The organism is Micromonospora sp. C81, from assembly GCF_018070425.1.
Lineage (GTDB): Bacteria > Actinomycetota > Actinomycetes > Mycobacteriales > Micromonosporaceae > Micromonospora > Micromonospora zamorensis.
Window position 1 is genome coordinate 11,792 of the sequence record NZ_JAGPXS010000006.1, and the last position, 21,895, is coordinate 33,686.

General features: G+C 67.8%; 18 protein-coding genes and 1 pseudogene. 6 read left to right on the forward strand and 13 right to left on the reverse strand.

All coding sequences use genetic code 11. The annotated features are described in order from the left end of the window. The first annotated feature begins 28 nt into the window (after nucleotides 1-28). Nucleotides 29-658: a hypothetical protein gene (locus tag KBX46_RS12730; RefSeq protein ID WP_247667457.1), complete on the forward strand. Its 630-nt coding sequence runs from the start codon at nucleotides 29-31 to the stop codon at nucleotides 656-658. A gap of 12 nt (nucleotides 659-670) precedes the next feature. Here the strand turns inward: KBX46_RS12730 and KBX46_RS12735 are convergent, their stop codons facing one another. The 4 genes from KBX46_RS12735 to KBX46_RS12750 form a co-directional block, all read right to left on the reverse strand. Continuing rightward, nucleotides 671-1,420 carry a hypothetical protein gene (locus tag KBX46_RS12735; protein ID WP_210792639.1) on the reverse strand — a complete coding sequence of 250 codons (750 nt, stop codon included), beginning with the start codon at nucleotides 1,418-1,420 and terminating at the stop codon, nucleotides 671-673. Between the two features lie 42 nt (nucleotides 1,421-1,462). After that, on the reverse strand, nucleotides 1,463-1,780 hold the full coding sequence (locus tag KBX46_RS12740) for a hypothetical protein (protein ID WP_210792640.1): 318 nt from the start codon (nucleotides 1,778-1,780) through the stop codon (nucleotides 1,463-1,465). 9 nt (nucleotides 1,781-1,789) lie between these two features. Beyond that, nucleotides 1,790-2,473 carry a hypothetical protein gene (locus KBX46_RS12745; protein ID WP_210792641.1) on the reverse strand — a complete coding sequence of 228 codons (684 nt, stop codon included), beginning with the start codon at nucleotides 2,471-2,473 and terminating at the stop codon, nucleotides 1,790-1,792. Nucleotides 2,474-2,880: 407 nt separating this feature from the next. Next, nucleotides 2,881-5,091 (reverse strand): S8 family serine peptidase, encoded by a 2,211-nt coding sequence (locus tag KBX46_RS12750; protein ID WP_210792642.1) that lies wholly within the window; start codon nucleotides 5,089-5,091, stop codon nucleotides 2,881-2,883. A gap of 1,057 nt (nucleotides 5,092-6,148) precedes the next feature. Here KBX46_RS12750 and KBX46_RS32495 point away from each other — a divergent pair. Next, a pseudogene (locus KBX46_RS32495) lies at nucleotides 6,149-6,374 on the forward strand (transposase); the annotation flags it as partial. 36 nt (nucleotides 6,375-6,410) lie between these two features. Here KBX46_RS32495 and KBX46_RS12755 read toward each other — a convergent pair. The 6 genes from KBX46_RS12755 to KBX46_RS12780 form a co-directional block, all read right to left on the reverse strand. Next, complete coding sequence (locus KBX46_RS12755; RefSeq protein ID WP_210792643.1) at nucleotides 6,411-8,162, reverse strand: glycoside hydrolase family 2 protein; 1,752 nt, start codon at nucleotides 8,160-8,162, stop codon at nucleotides 6,411-6,413. Next, the gene (locus tag KBX46_RS12760) at nucleotides 8,159-9,499 is read right to left on the reverse strand and encodes an MFS transporter (protein ID WP_308159482.1); all 1,341 of its coding nucleotides are present in this window, start codon (nucleotides 9,497-9,499) and stop codon (nucleotides 8,159-8,161) included. Before KBX46_RS12760 ends, KBX46_RS12755 begins: the two co-directional genes overlap by 4 nt. Nucleotides 9,500-9,715: 216 nt before the next feature. After that, nucleotides 9,716-10,252 (reverse strand): alpha/beta hydrolase, encoded by a 537-nt coding sequence (locus KBX46_RS12765; protein ID WP_210792644.1) that lies wholly within the window; start codon nucleotides 10,250-10,252, stop codon nucleotides 9,716-9,718. Nucleotides 10,253-10,293: 41 nt separating this feature from the next. After that, complete coding sequence (locus KBX46_RS12770; RefSeq protein WP_210792645.1) at nucleotides 10,294-10,728, reverse strand: VOC family protein; 435 nt, start codon at nucleotides 10,726-10,728, stop codon at nucleotides 10,294-10,296. Between the two features lie 78 nt (nucleotides 10,729-10,806). Next, nucleotides 10,807-12,045, reverse strand: coding sequence for an ATP-grasp domain-containing protein (locus KBX46_RS12775; RefSeq protein ID WP_247667469.1), 1,239 nt, complete (start codon nucleotides 12,043-12,045; stop codon nucleotides 10,807-10,809). Nucleotides 12,046-12,047: 2 nt separating this feature from the next. Continuing rightward, entirely contained in the window at nucleotides 12,048-13,289 is a 1,242-nt protein-coding gene (locus KBX46_RS12780; protein ID WP_210792647.1) for an MFS transporter, read from the reverse strand. 311 nt (nucleotides 13,290-13,600) lie between these two features. Here KBX46_RS12780 and KBX46_RS12785 point away from each other — a divergent pair, with 311 nt between their 5' ends. From KBX46_RS12785 to KBX46_RS12795, 3 genes are read left to right on the forward strand one after another with little or no spacing between them, the layout of a single operon-like run. Beyond that, the gene (locus tag KBX46_RS12785) at nucleotides 13,601-14,461 is read left to right on the forward strand and encodes a TauD/TfdA family dioxygenase (protein WP_197699617.1); all 861 of its coding nucleotides are present in this window, start codon (nucleotides 13,601-13,603) and stop codon (nucleotides 14,459-14,461) included. A gap of 40 nt (nucleotides 14,462-14,501) precedes the next feature. Next, nucleotides 14,502-15,755 (forward strand): ATP-grasp domain-containing protein, encoded by a 1,254-nt coding sequence (locus KBX46_RS12790; RefSeq protein ID WP_210792648.1) that lies wholly within the window; start codon nucleotides 14,502-14,504, stop codon nucleotides 15,753-15,755. Nucleotides 15,756-15,759: 4 nt separating this feature from the next. Next, complete coding sequence (locus KBX46_RS12795; protein ID WP_210792649.1) at nucleotides 15,760-16,710, forward strand: GNAT family N-acetyltransferase; 951 nt, start codon at nucleotides 15,760-15,762, stop codon at nucleotides 16,708-16,710. A gap of 212 nt (nucleotides 16,711-16,922) precedes the next feature. Here KBX46_RS12795 and KBX46_RS12800 read toward each other — a convergent pair whose 3' ends face one another. After that, entirely contained in the window at nucleotides 16,923-17,834 is a 912-nt protein-coding gene (locus tag KBX46_RS12800) for a TauD/TfdA family dioxygenase (RefSeq protein ID WP_210792650.1), read from the reverse strand. Between the two features lie 266 nt (nucleotides 17,835-18,100). On the opposite strand from KBX46_RS12800, the gene KBX46_RS12805 reads away from it, so the two are divergent. Then, a complete protein-coding gene (locus KBX46_RS12805; RefSeq protein ID WP_210792651.1) occupies nucleotides 18,101-19,378 on the forward strand; it encodes an alanine racemase in 1,278 nt (425 codons plus the stop codon). Between the two features lie 70 nt (nucleotides 19,379-19,448). Here the strand turns inward: KBX46_RS12805 and KBX46_RS12810 are convergent, their stop codons facing one another. Together KBX46_RS12810 and KBX46_RS12815 are read right to left on the reverse strand one after the other, a co-directional pair. Continuing rightward, the gene (locus KBX46_RS12810; protein WP_210792652.1) at nucleotides 19,449-20,330 is read right to left on the reverse strand and encodes a GNAT family N-acetyltransferase; all 882 of its coding nucleotides are present in this window, start codon (nucleotides 20,328-20,330) and stop codon (nucleotides 19,449-19,451) included. A 4-nt stretch (nucleotides 20,331-20,334) separates the two neighbouring features. Next, a complete protein-coding gene (locus tag KBX46_RS12815) occupies nucleotides 20,335-21,588 on the reverse strand; it encodes a helix-turn-helix transcriptional regulator (RefSeq protein ID WP_088947619.1) in 1,254 nt (417 codons plus the stop codon). Nucleotides 21,589-21,895: the final 307 nt, after the last annotated feature.

Below are 21,895 nucleotides of genomic sequence, written 5' to 3' on the forward strand. Positions count from 1 at the left end.
CCAGCTTCGCAGCCGGTATGTTCGAGACGTGTCTGCGTCGGCCGGTGCTTCTCGTCTTGTCGTGGCGCTCGTTGCGGTGTTCGCCACTGCCGCCTGCGACGGTGCCTCGGCCCCTGCGGGTGCGCCGACCGCCGGGCCGGCCACGAGCAGTGTTGCCTCCACCGCGCCCACCGCATCGGCCGGCCCCGTCTATCGCGCTCAGGATCTGGAGTTGTGCAAGCGTACTGATCTTCGGCCGTTGGCGGAGTTGTCCCTGACGGTGGCCCGCACCGATCCGAAGCCGCCGCTGGGGCAGCCGGGTGCGGCGTGTCTGTTCGAGATGCGGACGAAGGACGGGCATCAGGCGAACCTGCGGGTGGAGGCGTCCACGCCGGTCAGCGAGCAGGAGGCTCGGCTGCTCTACCGGGCCACGGCGCAGGTGACGGTGATGACTCCAGCCGGCGGCATCACCGGTGTGGGCGACGAAGCGGAAGCCTTCACCAGGCGCTCCGAGCCCGGCTTCAAGTACGCCGAGTATATGGTCCGCGCGCGCACGGGCAACCTGGTGGTGAAAGTCTGGCTGGCCGTCGGCGGAACCTCGTACGCCGCCACCGAAACACTCGCATCGAAGGCGCTGACGTTGCTCAAGGCGACCCAGGCGGCCGTACCCACTGTGTGATGCGCCCGTTGGTCATCCTCGGACGGCCTCGGGCCACCGCCCACCGGGTAGCTTCGAGTGGTCGCCGACCTGCGTGGCGATGTCTCGGATGTTGCCCAGCGCGTCGACGAAGCGCTGGCCGATGGTGAGCAGAATGTCCAGGCCGGCGGTGACGAGGTCTCCGACCGATTCGGCGAGGGTGGAGATGGCCCACGGTAGGTCGATGACAGTTGCCCCTTCGGACGCCGCCTGCGCCAGTTTGCCGACCAGCCCCGTGACGATCTTCGCGAGTTCGACGGCGTAGTCGACGTTCGCCTTGGCGATCGTGAACAGCCACTGGCTGATGAACTCCGACTTGACGACGGACTCGTCGACTGCGGCTTTCTGCTTGAGTGCCTTGGCGCTGTAGGCACTCGCGGCGTCGCCGGTCCACTTGGGCAGGTTCTCGTTCGCTGGGTCGGTGGTGGCGGAAGAAAGGTCGGAGACCGGGGTCTTCACGTCGTTGACCCAGCGGAAGCTGACCTCGATCAGCGAGAGCACCGGCAGTTGATGCTCCAAGGCCTGCTCGACGCGGTCGAGGACGGCGTTCAGTGCCGTTTTGGTGCTGTCCAGGCTGTGCTTGATCCACAAGAGTGCTGCGGGTCCGAGGAGCCACTTCCACTGCTGTACCTGCTCGACGATCTCGTTGAACTTGGCGATCGCCGTGTCGATGCCGGCGCGGATGTGGTCGAACGCCTTGTTGAACGGTTCCCCGTACTCGAGATCAGTGGTGCCTGGCTGCATGTGGTGCTCCGTGCCCTCTCCGAACGTCGCGCGGTGGGGTCGCTAGGCCTTGTAGATCTTGTTGAGGTCGAGTGAGACGACCTCGTCGGCCCGGTCGTACTCGTCGGCGATGTGCCGCAGGGCCTCGCCCACCTGTTCGAACTCGGTCACCGCCCCATTCAGAACGGCGACCATGAAGGTGTGGAAGTCCCTGTATGCCAGTGAGTGGATGAGGACGTTCGCGTCACCGATGAAGAAGGCCGACGGGTCGAGGTGCAGCTGCTCCGCGGCGACCTTGATGGCAGCGACCCGGTCCGACAGCGACAGCCACTTACCTCCCTCATCGCGTAGCGAGTCGGTGATGACGTTCAGTTCAGCCATCTCACTGCCTCACGATCCAGTCCGTCCGGCGCTGGCCAGCGCGAACGCGCGGAAGAGGGAACGGGCTTCGAACTGCAACTGATCCACGTCTGCCCGTGCGATCCACCTGACGTCACCGGTGATGCCGGTGATGCCGCCTCCGCGGATGTGCAACGTCAGGCAGCCGTTGGGGCTCGACATGCTGGACTCGCCCTTCAACCCGGACAGGCGAGTCGCGGCGTCCAGCTCCTCGTCAAGGTCGTGCAGCGTCTGCCAGGTGTCGCGCAGCCACGTGTATTCGTCGACGTCCCGCTCGGGACTCCTGTCGCGCGGCTCCTGTTCCGGCGCTGCGGGACCTTTCTCCTCCGCCTGCAGACGGAGGAGCGCCGCCAATTCGAGGGCAGTCTGCACGGCGGCGACATACGCCTCGAAGAGCGCATCGGCGAACCCACTGGGGCCGAACTGGCTGCGCCAGTCGCGAGCGATCGTGACAGCTGAAACCTCTCGCTGGGTGTCGACCATGATCCGGACGGAGCCGGTCTGGTCCGCCCCGGAGCACTCCTCGGGGCGCAGCTCACGTTCCGTCTCGCGCAACACACGATTGGCCTGCTCGCGCAAGGCGGAATCGTCGCCCAGGAAGTCCAGACTCGCCAGCTTGAGGCGTTCATGCCTGCTGCCCTGCTGCATTCGCCCCCCGGCTTCCTGCTCGGTCAACGCTTTCCGTGCTGCGCCCGCCACGGCAAGGTAGGACCACGGTACGTGAATGGCCAGGATCCGGGGGACCCCAGGCGCTGGGCGGGACGTCTCGCTACGGCGAGGGACAAGGGCGCGGCAGAGATGCCCCGGGAAGCCACGCCTGACGGTGCGCGACCATCCACCATGGGCCCGACCCGCGAAACCGCAGCTTACGAGCCGCGATCGAGTATTGGAGCAGGACAGGCGCGGCCGCGTTGACGACGCTGCCACCACTGCACAAGCGCAAGGGCAGTCGTGGACGAGCGAACAGGCAGCGATGTTCCTCAAGTCCTACCGCGACGGCAAGAACCACCTCTCACGTTGGGCGAAGGCCTGGCCAGCCAGCCTCAGGTGAACCTGAGCCTGGCTGGCCAGGTTACGTGCGGCTAGGCGCCGCCGGACCGTGCCCCGGGCAGCGTCCGCAGGGCGGTCAGCGTCATGTCGCCGCCCTGGTAGGACACCCTGAACATGTGGTGGCCCGCGTTCAGGACCCGCCGTTCCGGCAGGGAATGGAAGTTGCCCCTGATCGAGTCGCCGCTCATGATCGTCAGTACCGTGCCGGGAGTGAGGGGCGCGCGAATGTCCAGGGTGAGTTCGCCGCTCAGCACCAGGTCACCCGCGGCCCGCACGCTCGTGTAGTCGTGGTCGCCGGAGATGGTGATGGCGAGGCGACCCGCTCGGCTGACGGTCACGTCGCCGCCGACGTTCAGGACGTTGCCCGGCGCGACGTCGGTCAGAGTGATGGACACCGCTGACGCCGCTTCCCCGGACGACAGACCGGGCTGCAGCACGCCGCTGTCGACGTCGATGCTGCCTGCCACGAAACCGCTGCCGCCGAGCGTGCCGCCCTTGACGTGGATCGAGCTTGCGTGCGAGCCGGCGATCGAAAGCTTGCCGCCTTCCACAGTCGTGCCGCCCTCGTAGGTGGCGTGGCCCGACATGATCAGCATCCCGGAGCCCTGCTTGATCAAAGACGCCGTGTAGAGGTTGTTGTCGATGTTGTTCTGAATGTAGGCCGCGCGCGCGTCCATCCATTCCTTACGCCACTTGGTGGCGTCCTCATAGCCAATCTTGTCGTACAGTTCCGGGTGGCCGTTGGTGATGGCTTGGACGTAAGGATCAGCCAGAATGCCCTGAAGCATGAAGGCGTTTTCGCTGAGCTTGCCGTCCGGGCTCAGTACGTTAGGGCTGAATTCACCGGCGAAGGCGATGCCCTGTTTCTTGTAGGCCGCCAGCCACTCCCGATCCTCCCGCTCCCTTTCCTTGATCGCAATCTGGCTGATGTCGTTCGACCAGACGTCCAGGGGCGCCTTGTCCATGTTGTAGGTCATGGGGCCCAGGAGCTGGCCGGGGCCATACATGCCCTTGTCCAGATCGGGGATGCCCCAGCCCCAGCGCGCGTCCGGAACGCCGTCGGGAGCGGTCCAGGCGGTGGATGCCCCGGAGGGGGAGGTCTGACCCGTGCCGAGGAACCTCACACCGTCGGACATCTTGTTGTTCGCCGTGGTGAACATCAGTTCACGGACCTGCTTGGCGTCCATGTTCGGATAGCGGGAGAGCAGAACCCCCATCACCGCTGTCGCAACTGGCGTTGCCGGAGATGTGCCGTTCGAGTTTGAATAGTTGGTGTCACCACCGCTGTTCGTGGTCCGAACACTGTTCGACGGAGTGGACACGGTCCACCATTTGGCGAGCCCTGCCTCGTTGTACCCGGACTGCTTCGTGTATTCAGGATTGGCCGCAGTGGGAGGCTGCACCCCGCCGACGCATACCCACTGCTTTTCCGCCAGGGGATTGAAGATGGGATACGCCGGGCGGAAGTACGGGTTGCTCCAGTCGTTGTTGCCGGCCGACCTTACGTTGACGGTACCGCTGTCCTTGATAGCGTCCCAGATGGCATCCATGAAGGATCGTCCGGCGTAGCTCGGATTGTATTGAATGCCGTCTTTGGAATAGCTCTTCTTGAAGAGGAAATACTGGTACTCCAGATCCTTCAAGTACTCGTTGGGGATAATGGTCGCCATTGCCGTGGCGCTGGCGCTGTCTTTGCCACGCAGTTGGTAGGCGTTGGCGAGGTTGCCGTTGACTCCAAGGTCGTTTCCTAGGCCGTCAAAGCGGGTCCTGTCAATAGTCTGGACATACGATCCCCAACTGCTGTTGATGACCTGGGCGCCCGCGTCGACCAAGGCCCTGTTGGCGGTACGCCAGTACACGTAATCGTGGAAGGGGCCGTGGGACTGGGTGTCGGAACCGCCGGTCATGGCGACATACATCTTCGATCCAAAGGCGATGCCGTGCTGGTCTTTGACATCGCGGATGCCGGAGGTGACCCCAAGCATGCCGGTCCCGTGCCCGTAGTCACTTGTTCTCGCCTGATCACCGGCCACGGTGAACGGCTGGCCTGCGGTAAACGGGTTCGCCGGGGTTGCTGCGTTTCGGTACCCGAAGCCGGACGTGCCGTAGACGCCCTCTGCTCTCACCGGAACGATCAGCCCGGTCTGAAATGCTTCGTGTGTAGCCCTGTAGCCCGAATCCATCATGCCCAGCGCGACGCCCTGCCCGCGGTACCCCAGGGCGTAGGCGGTGGACGCGTTCACCGCGACAAGTTGCCATGGGGAATCGACCGCAGCGCCAGGGTTAGAAGGATTATGGCCGGTATAGTAACCATATTCCGGCGTTTCCCAACTGGCTTTAGCGGCATCTAGTTCCCCTGGCCTAGTGGCGACAAAGCCGGGGTCTCCGGGGTACGCCGGCCCGCCGCCTGTGTGGCCAGCGCCTGATGTCGGACCGGCCTTAGGCGATGCCGAGGCGAACCCCGCCGGAAAAAACGCGATGCTGCCTCCGGCAGCAAGGGCACCTCCCAGCCGACGCAGAAACTGCCGCCGATTCACAAACCTCATGCTCATCTCCGACTCCTTCCGATGGGTCGAGATATCTAACGGACCAGGGCGGCCCGTTGCGTCCCAGGGCTATGGGATACCCGCGCTGGTCGGGACAAAATAATGGGCCGTTCTGCCGCTTCTGTCAGGCGGATGTCGACGGCTTTATTCGGGATCCCGACTGTGGCGTGAGCCGAAGCATGAACGTCGGGTGCCAACTGCTGTTGGGGCCGGCACCGAGGGTGACTTCGACGCCGGGAACGCTTCAAGCCAGTGGCAGTGCAGACGGCACAAGCCCGGTAACCGGCAACAGCCATTGCGAGCCACGCGGTGCGCGCACCTTTGTGGCGTCAACCGCGATCAGAGGGAACCCCTGCCACGTCAGAACGGCGGACTGGATCGCTCCCACGAGTGGGCCTCCCTCCATGGTCACCAAATTAGACTGCGATGGAACTCCTTCGTCAAGGGGGCAAAGCTGTCTACAGAAACGGTTTTTGAGTGACCGTCCATATCTTTTATGTAACTGTTGTGCGCTGGGCCACAGGTTACATCCACGGAAGTGGTGCCCGACTTGTCCATGATGGGCTTCTTGCGCAGATAAGAGACGGCCACCGCACAAACCCTTCGAGGCGGCAAAGTCCGAGTGAAGGAGTGTGATGCGCGATGGCCGTACCTGAGAAGCGTGAGCCCTGCTGACCTGCTGTGCGAGCAGATCGCGGGCACGTCGCCGAATCTGTTGCAGCGATGATCAGAACGTCCGCGCAGGCAGTGACCCGCCGAAGCCGACGCGGTCTGTGGCGTGGGTTACCGGCAGCGCAGCGACGAGCGGGCCAGCTCCCGTAACGGGTTACCGGCAGAGGGAGCGGGGATGCCCGGGCCGCAACGATCGACCTTCGGATCCCGAACTGCGCCAGGGCTCCTACTTCCCGGACTGAGCTGACTCACCGCCGGCGGGCTGAGCAGGCCTTGGTGTGGTGGTAGCGACCTCGTATCTGCTCGGCTGGGCCGAGGAGGCACGTAACCGCTGGTAGCCCTCGTCAGAGACGTAGCTGCCGGTTGACCTCTGCCACCAGCTCGGCGGGCAGTTTGAGCAGCCGGCGGTCGTAGCTGAGCAGACCGTTCACCTCGTCTTCGACATCGGAGAGTTGGGTGTAGACCGTGGCGCTCAAACCTTTGGCGATCGCCGGAGCGATCTGTTCGGCGTGCAGTCGGCGGAAAGCCGCACCGAGCGACGCCGCGTCGCGGAAACGGCGGTAGCCGAACTCGCGATCGGTCGACGTGTGCCCGCTGACGGCAAGGGTGTAGCCGCCGTACTCGGACAACACCAGCACCCGGTGGTCGCGGCCGCGCCGCGGCACCCGGAAGCGGCGGAAGTAGACGTGCAGGCTGCGCAGGTCGCCCCCGCCCTGGTCGTGCCAGCCGCTAGCGTGGTCGACACTGCGGGTCGGGTCCAGTGCGGCGACCTCGGCGGCGATCGCGGCGGCGTCGAACTGACCCCACCCCTCGTTGAACGGCACCCACACGGCGATGCTGACGACGTTGCGCAGCTGCTCGACGGTGTCGTGCAGCTCAGCCCGGAACTGCTCGCGCCCGGCGTCGTCGTCGCGGGCGAACCACCGCCGGCGTCGGTCGCTCAGCCGCAGCGGGCTGACCGCCGGAGCGGTGACCACCAGCGGCCGATACCGGCCACCACCGTTGACCATGTCCTGCCAGACCAGCATGCCGAGACGATCACAGTGGTAGTACCAGCGCGCCGGCTCGATCTTGATGTGCTTGCGGAGCATGGTGAAGCCGAGTTGCTTCATGGTCGCGATGTCGTGGACCAGGGCCTCGTCGGAGGGGGCCGTGTACCAGCCGTCGGACCAGTAGCCCTGGTCGAGGATGCCGGCGTGGAAGTACGGTGCGCCGTTGAGCAGCAGCCGTGGCGTGCCGTCCGGGGCGGGGCCGACCCCGAAGGAGCGCATGCCGACGTAACTGCGAACCCGGTCGTCGCCCAGGTCCACAACCACCCCATAGAGGTACGGGTCCTCGGGGCTCCACCGCCGTGCCGCAGGGACCGGAACGCGAACCGGCAGTCCGGCGGGTGCCTGCGCCACGCCTACCACGTCGTCGCCGGCCAGGATCGTCACCGTCGCATCGAGGGCGCCTGGGTCGGCGTGCACCGTCACCTCGACGCAGCCCTCGTCGAGCAGCGGGGTCAGGCTGAGTCGCCGTACGTGCCGCGCGGGCACGCACTCGGCCCAGACGGTCTGCCAGATCCCGGACTGCGGGCTGTACCAGATTCCGCCGCGGCGCAGCCGCTGCTTGCCGCGCGAGTGGTGAGCGGTGTCGGTGTCGTCTCGTACCGCGACGGCCAGCGTGTTGTCATCGTCGTGCAACGCACCGGTGATGTCGCAGTGAAACGGCAGGTAGCCGCCGGTATGCCTGCCCACCGGCGTGCCGTTGACAAGAACCTCGCAGGTCTGGTCGACGGCCCCGAAGTGCAACAGCACCCGCGCCGACGGGTCGGGCCGGAAACCGTCGGGCAGTCGTAAGATCCGGCTGTACCACAGTGTCTGGCCCGGTAGCAGTTGCCGGTTGACGCCCGAGAGAGGCGTCTCCGGCGAGAACGGGACGATGATCTCCCCGTCGTACCCCTGCGGCTGTTGGTGGCTGTCGGTGATCGCGTACTGCCAGCGGCCGTTGAGGTTGAGGTAACTGTCCCTGACCAGTTGCGGGCGGGGATACTCCGGCAACGGCCGGTCCGGGTCGAGCGTCTCGCCCCACGGGGTCAGCAGTGGCCGGATCATCCGCGCGTCGCCGAGTCGTACCGGCGGCGCAACGTCAGCACCGGCACGACGATGAGGGCGAGCACTGCCAGCGCCGCCAGGAAGATGCCCGGCGCCGGCACCTGTTTGACCACGCCGAGGTCGGTGTAGGTCTCACCGGTGCCGTTGATGACCGCCGCGCCGAGGTAGGGCCCGACGACCATCGGCAGCAGGATCGCGAAGATCATGCGCAGGCCCTGTACGTGGCCGGCGCGCTCCGGCGGGGAGAAGTCGCGTACCAGCGCCCCGATCGGGGCCAGCACCAGCATGAAGCCGGACATCATCAGCAGTCCGGCAGCGATCACCTGGCCGGTGCCACGGGCCAGGTACATCGAGAACAGACCGGCCGCGTACACGGCGACGGCGGCAAGCAGGAAACTGACCCGGCCCATCCGGTCGATGAACCGGCCCACGACCACGCTGACGAGGGAGGCGCCGAGCAGCACGACGCCGAGCACGAGGGCGTAGCCACCGATGTCCAGGTAGCGCTGCAGGTAGATGATCAGATATGGCAGGAAGACCTGGGTCGAGACACCCCAGATCGACCATGCGGCCAGCGCCAAGTAGAGCCGGGGGTTGGCGCGTACGGCAGCCGGGCGCAGCCCGTACAGCATCGAGCCGAGCAGGCGCTCGCCCCGACGGACGGGCACGGGCTCGTCGCGGACCAGGAACCAGGCCAGCACCCCGACCGCGGCGGTGATCCCACCGACGATCAGGAAGAACGTCCGCCACTGGCCGGCGCGGGTGAGACCGTCGAACCCGCCGAAGACGGCGAGCATGGCCAGTAGCGGCATCGCGGCCAGCACCGACTCCACCCGGCCTCGGTTCGCCGGTCGGGTCACGTCCGTCACCCAGGCCTGGAACGCGGCGTCGTTGGCGCCCGAGCCGAGGAACGACATCAGGCAGTCCAATGCGATTACGGCGAGCAGTGCCAGTAGCACCGCGTCGGCCGCTGGTGCCAGTGCGGCAACAGCGTCCACAGTGAGCAGGCCGAATGTCGCGGTGGCGACACCCCACGCGAGGTAGCCGCCCGCGATGAAGGCCCGGCGACGGCCGGACCGGTCGGAAATCGCTCCGATCAGCACGGTGGCCGCCGTCGCGGCCAGCGCACTCGCCGCGACCATGGAGGCGATGGCGGTCGGATCATCGGTGATCGTGTCGTGGACGAACACGTTGAGGTACATGTTCTCGACCGCCCAGGCCAGTTGGCCGACGAAGCCGAGCAGCACCAGTGAGGTCCAGGCGCGTCTGCCGAGCCGCGGGTCACCGGGGCCGGCGGGGGAGAACGTCGCGGGACCGGTGGCGGTGGGTACGGGCACAGCGCACCGTCCTTGCTAGCCGAGCCGGGGGCAGCCCGAAAGTGAGAGAGATTCTACAGATGTCCGTGTCTCGGCTGCGGGTGGTCGTACTCAACCGGCCCGGCCACCGACGACCAGCGCCGCGACTGCGCCGTCCAGGCTCGGCAACCCGGCCTGCACTATCAGGCCCCGTGCTCTATTCGGCTGAGCGTTGGGCGGCTCAGCTCACCAGGACCCTCAGCTCGGCCAGCCGATCTCGTCGAGGAACCCTTCCACGGCGACCACGACCCGGCTGAGCACCGCGATCGACTCCGTCAGCGGACCCGGTACGTACATGCCGTGATCCGCTCCGGCGACCTCCAGCACGTGGGATGACAGCCGGCGAGCGATGTCGCCGTCCCACAGCTTGTCAGCGGTGCCGCCGACGAGAAGGCACGGCGCGGTCGCCCGACCCAGCGCGTCGGCCACCCCCGGCAGGGTAAGGATGGGTGTGAGCCACACTGCGGGCAGGGATCTCTCGGCGGCGATCGACGCCGCGTTCGTGCCAAGCGACTTGGCGATCAGCAATGGTCGACCACCGACAGTGTCGAGCAGCGGGGTGACCTCGGCACGCACCCAGCCTTCGATCCCTGGCTCATCCGGGCTTGGTGGCTCCTGGAACCACGAGTGGCGGTGTACCGTCGCCCCGCGCGTCTCGGCCACATCGCCGGCGTACATGAGCAGGGGTGCGCCCGGCCCGAATGCGCGGCCCGGAATCACGACGACGTCAGACATGCCCGCCGACGTTACCGAGGCCGGCGCCGACCCGCCGCCATTTACGCCGCCGACGCCGCGACGCAGAACTCGTTTCCCTCCGGGTCGGCCATCACCACGTGGTGCCGGTCGTCCGCTCTCAGGACCGTCCCGCCGGACCTCACCAGGCGATCGGCCTCCGCGAGGATCCGCGCCCACCGCTCGTCGGGGCTGCCGTGGCCCGGCACCCGGATGTCGATGTGGAGTCGGTTCTTCGCGGTCTTGGGCTCGGGGACGTTGAGGATGGAGAGGCGGGGGCCGATGCCGTCGGGATCGCACAGCCACGCGGAATGCTCGGGAAGGTCGTCCTCCGGCAGGTCGAACTGTGCGAGCCACTCTTCACGCGTCGTGAACGGCGGGGGCGGCGGCTCCTCGATGTAGCCCAGGGCCGTCTTCCAGAACGGGGCGAGCACCTGAGCGTCGGTGGAGTCGAGCGTCAGACCAATGGTGACTGCCATGCCGGGACCGTAATGCACCCCTCTGATGCTTTAGATCTAACCGGGGTACGTCGCGTCCGGATCGGCATCGGGCGGTACCTAGACCTTGCCTCCGCTGGGGACGGTGGTGCGGCCGTCGGCGACGGCGATCTGGAAGGCGGCGTCGATAGCGGCGACGTTGCGGGCGATGTCGCCGCGGGTGGCGGCCCGCATGATCACGACGCCGGCGTAGACGGACGAGTCGAGCGGCCCGCTGACGTTGTCGCCGACGCGGGTGGTGATGGTGGCGTCGACGACGCAGTCGAGGCGCAGCAGTTCCTCTCGGCTGGTGATGGCGGTGACGGTGCCGGCGGGGCGGGGCAGCATGTACTGGATCATGTGGTCGTCGCGGGGTGCGGGGGCGATGTCAACGCCGGCGCCGGTGGCGAGGTCGAGGAAGGTGTCCCACAGGTCGATGCCGTACTGGTGGCGGATCTGCGCGGTGATGCCGCCGCCGCCGGGGCGGCAGGCGATCTCACCGATGAGGTAGCCGTCCGGGCTCTTGAAGACTTCGAGATGGGTGACGCCGTCGCGGAGCCCGAGGGCGTCGACGACCTGGGTGTGCAGGTCGGCGATGAGGTGGGTTTCGGGGTCGTGGTCGGGCAGGGTGTACGAGCCGATGACGCCGCCGACACTGTCGAGGACGGGCGCGAAGTAGCGGGACACGGGCGCGAACCGCACGTGACCGTCGATGACCACGCCGTCGCAGTGGTATTCGGCTTCGATGTCGACCATCTGTTCGGCCAGCAGAGGGAACGGCGCGGTGCGCATGGCGGCGCGGCTGTCGTCGGCGAAGACGTCGTGCAGGTGGTCGGGGTCGCGGATGACGACGACGTAACCGGCGCCGCCGCCGCACGCGCGTTTGACGACGACGGGCCAGCCGAGGTGCCGGGCGGCCTCGACCGTGTCGTCGAGGGATTCCATCCGCCGGAACGCGGTGACGGGCAGGCCGGCGGCTGCGAGTTTCTGCTTCATCACGAACTTGTTGGAGAACGCGTTGGCGACCTCATATCCGGGGCCGGGCAGGCCCAGGTAGGAGCGCAGGTAGCCGCCGGCTTGGACGCTCCATTCGGAGGGTGCGACAACCCAGTCGAAGGGGTGCCTCTCACGGATTCGCAGGGCGGCGAGCCGTACGCCGGTGAGGTCGGCCACGGAGTCGACGAGTTCGACGTCGGTGCCCGGGTCGTAGAAGTGCCGGTACTTGTCGATGGTGATGACGGAGAGCCGGACGTCGGGGCGGTCCTGCAGGAGCCGGGCTCCGGTGCGGCAGTTGGAGTTGACGAGCAGCACGTTGGGCATGGTCACCCCACCGTTTCCTGAGGCACGGCGTGGGCCATGGCGGGGGTCTCCGTCCGGACGGGTCTGGCGTCGGTGGACCGGCTGGTGCGGGTGGGCGATCTGGTCCAGATGACGACGGCCAGTACGGCGGTGACGGCGGCGGGCAGAAAGACGAACACGGAGCCGGTGAGGCCGACGGTGAGGCCGAGCAGCAGTGACGACAGCGGCACGGTGCCGGTGATGAAGGTACGGATGACGGCGTTGACCCGGCCGGACAATTCGGCGGGAATCTCGGCTTGGCGGTAGGCCATGGTCGTGGCGTTGACACCGCCTTCGCCGAAGCAGAGCAGGCAGAACGCGATGACGACGAGGATGGGCGCGACGAGCAGCAGGCCGACGGAGCCGAGGGCTGCGACGCCGAGCCACACGCCGATGCGCAGGTGGCGTCGGTGCGGCCCGTTCGGTGCCAGAGGGCTGACCCAGGAGCCGATGGCAGCGGCGACGGCACCGAAGGAGACGGCGATACCGAGCGCACCAGGGGACCAGTTCCACTGGTTGGTGCCGATCGTGAGGATGGTGGGTTCGACGGCGCCGGCGCCGAGGTTGTAGAGGGCTACGGCTGCGGTGAGCCGGCGCAGGTCTGGTCGGGCCCGGAAGTAGGCGATCCCTTCGCGGATCTGCTCTCGCATGGTGGGGCCGTGGCGTTCGATGACGGTGCGCACCTTGGGTAGGAACAGGGCGGCGACGGCGGTGACGAGGAAGCTGCCGGCGTCGATGATGAGGGCCCACGTGACGCCGGCGGCGGCGATGGTCAGACCGGCCAGGGCAGGGCCGGCGAACCGGGCGACGAGCTGCGCGGAGTTGAACCAACTGGCTGCCTGGTCGAGCCGTTCGCGGGGAACGAGGGCGGGGATCAGGCCGTAGTCGCCTGCCACGTCGGAGACCACCTTGGCCAGGCCCATGACGGCGAGCATGACGAAGACCAGGGCGACCTGTTCGAACAGGAGCAGCAAGGGAATCATCGCCACGGCGGCACATTGGACGATCTCGCCGGCGATGAACAGGGTGCGCCGGTCGTGCCGGTCGATGAACGCGCCGAGGAGCGGGGCAAGCAGGAAGGGCGCGGTCTGGGCGGCCATGCTCGTGACGGCGAGCAGGCTGGAGCCGGTGGATTCGAGCAGCGCCCAGGGCACGGCCAGGTACAGGAACGTGTTTCCGGCCATGGAGATGGCCGTCGCTCCGGTGTACAACCAGAACTTTCTCATGATCTTCCCATCGCCGTCGCGGCCGGGTGCGGCTCTCGCTGTGTCGGGCAGGGCCTTGGCGGTGCGGCGGACTCCGTTGGGGAAATCGTCCGGCGCGGCTATCCGTCGACAGTCATGTTGCCACGCCTTGCCAAATCTTGGCAATGCGGTCACGATGGTGGCGCGATGAGGGGTGCTCCCGCTTCGCAGGATTGGCAACAATGGCCAGGCCTTGTGCGTGCCAGGCGAGCCAGGCGCAATCCACACCCACACTCATCCGAGAGAGAGGCAGTACCGTGGCGCAGACCCTCGTGGCCCCATCGTCCGTCACCGTGACCCGGCTCGCGGGCAACATCGGCGCCGAGATCGGTGGTGTCGACACCAGCGGACCGCTCAGCGACGCCGCCGTCGCCGCCGTCCGTGCCGCCCTGCTGGCGCACAAGGTGGTGTTCCTCCGCGACCAGAACCTCGACTACGACAGCCAGCAGGCGTTTGCCGAGCGGCTGGGCGAGCTCACGCTCAGCCACCCCATCTACGCCGCACCGGAGCGCCGTCCCGCGTTGCGCGAGATGGACTCCGCCCATGGCACGAAGGCAAACCACTGGCACACCGACCTGACCTTCATCGAGCGCCCACCCGCGTTCTGCCTCCTTCATGCCAAGATCATTCCGCCGGTGGGCGGGGACACGATGTGGGCGAACTGCGTCACCGCGTACCAGTCGCTGCCCGCTCCGCTGCGCGCACTCGCCGACGAGCTGCGCATCCTGCACAGCAACGACTCCGACTTCACCGACGACACCGTGGACCACCGCGACGACTACGTGTCCACCGCCTACGTCGCTGAGCACCCGGCTGTCCGGGTGCACCCGGAGACCGGCGAGCGTGCGCTGCTGCTCGGCGGCTTCGCCCGCAGCGTCGTGGGGATGACCCCGGCCGCCGGCCGCGACCTCATCCGGCTGCTGCAGGAGTACGTGACCCAGCCCGAGCAGACCGTCCGCTGGCAGTGGCGCGTCGGCGACCTCGTCATCTGGGACAACCAGGCGACGATGCACTACGCGATCTACGACTACGGCCGGGAGCGCCGTCGTGGCGAGCGACTGACGACCATCGGCCAGACCCCGGTCGGCATCGACGGCCAGGCCAGCGTCACCATCGCCGGTGACACCTCCGCATACAGCGCCGGCCTGCGCTGACGCCACGGCCCTTGTCGGACCGTGAGGAAGAGGCTGTGACATGAAGAACGTGCTGCTGATCAACTCGGGTCGCAAGGCCGTCGGCTGCGCACTCCAGGAACGGGACGACATCCTGCTGTCGGTCATCTCCATGCCCGGCTACCTCGACTGGTACGACGCGGGCACCGACCTGGAGGTTGTCGACACCATCGAGAACCTGGATCTGGTACGCGCGGCCGCCCTGCGGATCCGGGAGCGTAATCCCTTCGACTACGTGGTCGCCCCGTCGGAGTGGAGCGTCCCTGCCGGAGGCTTCATCCGTTCCTACTTCGGCATCCCCGGGCCGAGCTTCGACGTGGCGAACGCGTTCTCCAACAAGTTCGTGATGAAGCAGAAGGTCGCCGCGGCCGGGCTGCCGGTGGCGAGGTTCCGTCGGGTGAACACGCTCGGTCAGCTCGTCGCCGTCGGTGACGAGCTGGGCTGGCCGTACGTGCTCAAATCCGCCTTCGGCGGCGGCTCGGAGAACGTGTTCGTCGTCCGCGACACCGAGCACGCCAAGTCGATCATGGCCGGGGAGACCCTGGCCCGTCTGAGCGACCTGGACAGCCCGATGCTGGCCGAGGAGTTCGTCGACATCGACACCGAGTTCCACTGCGACGGGGTCGTCGTCGACGGCAAGGCGGTGTTCGCCGCCGCCTCCCGTTACCTCGCCCCGGTCCTCGACAGCCTCGGCGGCGTGATCGGCTCGTACACGCTCCCGGACGACCACGCCGACGCCCGCCTGATCTGCGACCTGCACGATCGGGTGATCACCGCACTGGGGCTCCCCGACGGCGTCACCCACCTGGAGGTTCTCAAGTCCTCGCGCGGCTACCTGGTCGGTGAGATCGCCTGCCGGACCGCTGGCGGCGGAATCCCTCTCCAGCTTGAACACCAGTACGGAGTGGACACCACCGACGCCCTCATCGCCACGTCCATCGGCGACCCGGTCGAGTTGGACGTCCCGTCCCGATCCGACTACATGATCCAGTACATGCTGCCCCGGCCGGTGGGCACTGTCACCGCGATCAGTGCCGCCGCCGACCTGCGCTCCGCGCCCGGCGTGGAGTACGTCGAGATCAGCACGAAGGTCGGCGACCACCTCGCCGGTCCGGTGGACTCCTCGGTCTACGCCGGCATCGTGCTGATCCGGGCCGCGACCGAGGCGCAGGTGGCCGAGCGATGCGCGGAGATTGCGCGCCGGTACCGCATCGACGTGGCAGCGGAGCCGGTCGGCGACTCTGCGACGGCTGTCCTGGCCGAGACGAGGGGGTGACGCTGTGCGGATCACCGACCACCATGGCCTGGCTGTCGCTGACATCGTCCCGGAGGAGGTGGCGCAGCGGCCGTGGCGCGGCAGCGACAAGCACATCGACGTGGTACGCCTGCCAAACCCCCCGGACGATCTCCTGCCCGAACTCGCCGGACTCGGCTTCGTCCACAAGCCGGAACTGCTGTCGTGGCGCGCCGAACTCGGCCCGGACGAGGAGGAGTTCCTGGCCCGGCTGGCCACGAAGCCACGCCAGGACATCAGGCGCTCCATCCAGCGGGCCGAGGCCGCGCTCACCCTGACTGTCCACGACACCCTGCCGGCGCCGTTGCTCGACCGGTTTCTGGACCTGTACCGCTCGCGTGTGGCGGAGATGACCTACGGAATCACTATCGCGTGCCGGTACCGGGACGCGATGCTCGACGGTCCGGACAAGTACTACGGCGTCTTCGCGATGGACGGCGCGGAGATCGCCGGCGGGTGCCTGGTCCGTGAATGCCCGGACGAGGAGACGGTGCGCATCCGCTTCTCCGCCGTGACCGAGGAGTGGCGCCGGGCCAGCCTGGCTCGCACCCTCTACTTCGGGGCGATGCGAGTGGCCCGCGACAAGGGCTTCAAGTGGGTGACGTTGGGCGATGAACCCAACCTGTACGGCCACCTGACCAAGATGGGCCTGTTCCCATTCAAGGTCGCCATGGGCTTCCACCCGGTGCCGTCGCAGGACAATCACGACCCCGAGGGCCGCGACCTCGCTGACCTGGTCATGACCGGCACGCACCTGAGCGGGCCCGGACTGATGCTCGGGTATGTGCCCGGCCGGCGCCACGAGCGGCAGTTGACCGGGTACGTCATCAGCGACGAGCCGGTGGACCTGAAGCGGATCGCCGCCCCGTTCCTGGACGCGGTGGTCCAGGTGCCGCCCGGTGAGCGCGCCGCCTCGGCGGCGGTCCCGCTGCCCTGAGCGGCGCTGCCTGTCCCCGCTGCCGACACTCCTGGACTGACTGACACGACGGCTCCCGGTCCCGCCGGGAGCCGTCGTCGTGTTCCACCACCCCCGCCGCCTGATGAATCCCATGGCGGCTCGCCGGGTGCCGGTGACACGGCGAACCCCGGGTGTACGCCGGCGGACCGGCGCACACCCGGGGAACTGGCCCCGCTCACGTTGGCGGTGGGCTACATGCCCGCGCCCGCCACGAAGTCGGAGGTGTTGCCCTGCAATGTGACAGCGGGAGCGCCGTCGACACCGACAGTGGTGGTGCCGGCGACGGTGACCCGCTCACCGCGGCGGTGCTCGGTGTAGTCCTTGATCGCGTAGTGCAGGGTCGCCTGGTTGTCCCAGATCACCAGGTCGCCCTTCTGCCACTTCCAGCGCACCGTGTACTCGGGCTTGGTGGCGTACTCCGTCAGGATCCGGAGCAGGTCGCGGCCGGCCTGCGGGGTGTAGCCGGTGACAGCCCGCGCGAACCCGCCCAGCAGCAGGCAGCGCTCGCCGGTTTCCGGGTGCACCCGGACGGCCGGGTGTTCGGCCGCGAAGCGGTTCTTGAGGTACTTGGTCCGCACGTCGCCGTCGTAGGTGGCGTCGGTGAAGTCCGAATCGTTGGAGTGGACGACGCGCAGTCCGTCGGCCAGCGTGCGCAGTCCCTCCGGCAGGTCCCGGTATGCCGCACCGGTGTTGGCCCAGATCGTGTCGCCGCCGACCTCGGGGCAGACCACGTTGTGCAGGAAGGCGAAGGCCGGCGGGTTGTCCATGTAGGTGAAGTCCGCGTGCCAGTAGTTCGCGCGGGTGCCCTCGCCGCGGGAGTCCATCTCCCGCAGCAGCGGCTTGCCCTCGGGGCCGCCGTAGATCGGGTGCCCCAGGGTCAGGGTGCCGAACCGCTTGCCGAACGCCACCAGACGGTCGTAGTCCAGATCCTGACGCCGGATGAAGATCACCTTGTGCGTCAGTAGCGCCTGCCTCAGTTCGCGGATCACATCGTCGCTGAGGTCCTCGGAGGCGTCCACGCCGAGGATCTCAGCGCCGATGTTGCCCGCCACCTGCCGGATCCGGACCCGGGTGTTGACGGGGTTCTCGATGGTGTGAGTCACCTGGTCCTGCCCTTCCTTGTCGGAGTCGACGGCTCTGCCCGCGTGGAGCCTGGGAGGTGCACACGCTCCACGTCTGGGCGCCTGGCCAACGCCGCCGGTCTTGAGAGCCATATTGCCAAGCCTTGCCAGCCCTGGCAACGCCTGAATCCGCAGTATGAGAACTACTTTCAGTCAGCAGCAACCTCGGCTCGGCGTTCGCCGATTGCTGGTCGTTGCCAAGTCTGGCAAGCTTTGGCAAAGCGCATCGTCTCGTGGGAGGGCTAAACATGATCGATACCGAGGCCGTGGAGGCGATCCGCCAGGAGCTGATCACCTGGAGGTACAAGGGGCTGCCGGTGGCGCTGGACGGCTGCACCATCGCCAACGCCGCGGAACGCGGGCTCAACCTGTTCGAGGACGGATTCCTCGGGCCGATGCTCGTGCTCGACGACGACGCCCTGACCCACAACCTCACCACGATGGCGAAGTGGTGCGCCGACCGGGGAATGCAGCTCGCCCCGCACGCGAAAACGACGATGGCGCCGCAGCTCTGGGCTCGCCAGATCGAGGCGGGGGCGTACGGGCTGACTGCGGCCAACACCGCCCAGCTGCGGGTGTACCGCGCCTTCGGGGTGTCCCGGGTCATCTTCGCCAACGAACTGGTCGACAGTGCCGGGCTGCGCTGGGTCGACGAGGAACGGTCCGCGGACCCCGGGTTCGAGTTCGTCTGCTTCGTCGACTCGGTCGAGGTGGTGACCCAGATGGAGGCCTCGCTGCGTCAGGTGGGCGCCGCGCCGGTGGATGTCCTGGTCGAGGTCGGCCGGACTTCCGGACGGGCCGGGGCGCGGTCGGTGGCCGAAGCGACGGCGGTGGCCCGCGCGGCCGCGGCCAGCCCACTCCTGCGTCTCATCGGGGTGGGGGGCTACGAGGGTGTGCTGGTCAACGACCCGTCGCCGCACAGCATCTCGGTGGTCAACGAATTCCTGCACCGAATGCGCGACCTGACCATCGCCCTGCATCGCGAGGGACTGTTCGAGACCGACGAGATCCTGCTCACCGCAGGGGGCAGCTGCTTCTTCGACCAGGTCGCCGAGGTGTTCGGCGGGCCGTGGCCGGGCATGTCGGTGACCACCGTGCTGCGCAGCGGATGCTATGTCACCCACGACGACGGTTTCTACCGGTGGATGTCCCCGTTCTCGCGGGGTGAGGCCGCCAACGGCTCGCTACGGCCGGCCCTGAAGCTGTGGGCGCGGGTCACCTCGATGCCGGAGCCAGGGTTGGCCCTGCTGACCGCCGGCAAACGGGACCTGTCGTTCGATGCCTGGCCGCCGGAACCGCAGCTGGTCCGCGGCGTCGACGGCGAGATCCGTGAGCTGGCCGACTGCGCCATCCGCGCGGTCAACGACCAGCACGCCTTCCTCACGCTGCCCGCCGGGCACGGGCTCGCGGTGGGGGACTGGGTCATGCTCGGACTGTCCTACCCGTGCACGGCCTTCGACAAGTGGCAGCTGATCCCGGTCGTGCGGGGCGAAACCGTTGTCGACTTCGTCCGGACCTACTTCTGACGAGGCTGCCCGGTGTGGGCGGCGCCGCCGTGGCGACGCCGCCCACACCGGACGGCTCGGGCCCCGCTGACTAGAGAAAGTGGCCGCTGGCCAGGTACGGCGTGGGTTCCGTCATGCCCCGTAGCGCAAGATAGCCCTCCTGGCCGATGTCCAGCCGGGCGGCGAGCCCCACGTCGATCGCCCAGTGGTTGGCGGTGGTGATGCAGTTGATCAGCGTCGGCCCGTGCGACGAGGCCAGCGCCTCCCACAGCAGCGAGGACGCCGTCTGCGGGTCCTCGGCCGCCAGCAGCTTCGCCTGCCCGAGATCCTCGTCGATGAACACGTACCCCTGCCGACCCGACTGCCGGGACACCACCAGACGCATCCGGCGAATCATGTATTCGTGGTCAGGGCCGTGCCCGGCGCCGCGCCGGCTCACGTCCAGCCGATCCATCCACTCGATGTCGTTCTCGTCGCCCTCGCTCAGGCCGGAGACCGTCGGCAGCGTGGACCGGTCCACGGTGCCCACCATGCGCATCTGCGGATAGAGCAGGAAACCCGCCAACCGGTAGCGGCGGGTGGCCCCGGGGTGCACTGTCGACGAGAACAGCCCCGGACGCCCATCGGCATGGGCCAGGACGGCGTCCATCAGCTGTCGGCCCAGCCCGCGCCCCTGGTGCTGGGGCAGCACGCCATACGTGGCCAGATACCAGACCTGTTCCCGATTCTGCGAGATGGCGAAGCCGACCATGTCGTCACCGTCCATGGCCGCCCAACAGCCGCCCGGATCGGTCTCCACGAGGTACGACATCCGGTCGATCCACTGCTTGCCCACCGCGGCGGACCGGGGCTGAACCTCCGGCTCGCTCACCCGGCGGCTGAGCCGGTCGCCTTCGAAGAAGGTCGCCGCCGAGGCTCGCTCGGCGGCTGGCACGTCCTCGACCCGCATCGGCCTGATCTGCGTCTCTCCCACGATCTCAACCGTCCTTTCCGCTGCTCGCCGGTGGTCGTGCGCTCATTCCCCGTAGCCTGGCCGACGCCGACAGCGTCTCGGCCAGACTGCGCCAGGCCTCCGCCGCCAACTCCAGGTTGTGCGCCGCAGTGGCGTTGTGCGCCAGCCGCTGCAGGTGCGCGATGCCGGCCTCGGTGTCGCCTCCGACGATGGAGAGTCGGCCGCGTAGCACCTCGATCCGCAGCCGATCCCGGAACGACAGGCGCCCGTCCGAGTCGTCGATCCTGCCAGCCAGATCCTGGGCCTCGGCGAACCGCCCCTCCTCGAACGCCAGGTGTGCCTGCAGGGAGAGCATCTCCTGCTGGTGCAGCTCGGACCCGATCATCCGCAGCACGGGGGCGACCTCCTCCAGGCGGGCACGTGCCTCCGCAACCTGCGCCGGGGTGCTCTGCAGATACAGCGAAGCAGCGGCGAGCCTCAGTCGCACCCACAGCTTGAGATCTTCGTGGCTGTCCAGCAGTCGCAGCGCCTGTTCCAGCATCTCCTGCGAGGCACGGTAGTCACCCTGGCGCATGCTGACCGTCGCCGATGCCCACAGCGCCTCCACGTACGCGGTGCCCGGAGTGCCTTCGGTGAGGGCGCACAGCAGGTCGGCGTGCCGGCGTGCCTCGCTCAGCCGGCCCGCCTCGGCCTCGGTGGGGATCAGCACGTGCAGGGCGGCCGTCCGGTCCGGCAGAGCGAGCGCGGTGGACAGTTTGACGGCCCGCTCGGCGTACTCGCGGGCCTTCACGATGTCGCCGAGGACCCGCAGGCATCGCGACATCCGGGTGCACGTGCGCACCAGCAGTTCGGGCACGTCAAGTTCCTCGGCCAGCGCGAGCAGCTCGGTCAGCAACGCGTACGCCGCCTCGTGCGCGCCCTCGTCACTGCGCAGCCCGGCCAGCAGCCACAGGGCCTGCCAGCGCAGCTCCGGCGCGCGTCCGTCGTCGAGGCGGAGCGCCTCGGCCACGCGTTCGGCGCTGTCGGTCTGCACACCCGACGTGACCGAGGCGAGCACGATTGCCAGTGTTGCCGACATCGGCTGGGAGAGGAACGCGGCCTCCTCGACCCCGAGCCGCTCTGCCAGGTATGCCACCACACGTGGCGTGGGTTGCCGGGCGCCCGACTCCAGCCGCGACAAATAGCCGGTGGAGATGTAATCCCCCGCGAGTGCAGCCTGCGACAGTCCGCGTCCCAATCGGAGGGCCCTCAAGCGTCGACCGAACTGCGGCTGATCCAATGTCTCATCCCTGAGGTGTGGGAGGCGGTGCCACTCGGCATCGACTCACATCTGCCGAGACACGCAATCACGGCAGAATGCAGACGGGTTGCGGCATCACGAATGTGATCCCCCCAGCGCCTCTTGGTGGCTTGACCGTAGTCGTGGAATAGCGGCCTTGTCAACGTCAGGCAACAGCATTGTCAAAGACGTTGCCGTCCTCTACCGTCGTCGCTGAGCGCCACCCTGTCCCAGCTCGCCATCCATTCCGCCAGCCGCCGGCTGGTCCCGCGGCCGGTCGCCAGCGGGCGCTGGGTTCGCCACTGCT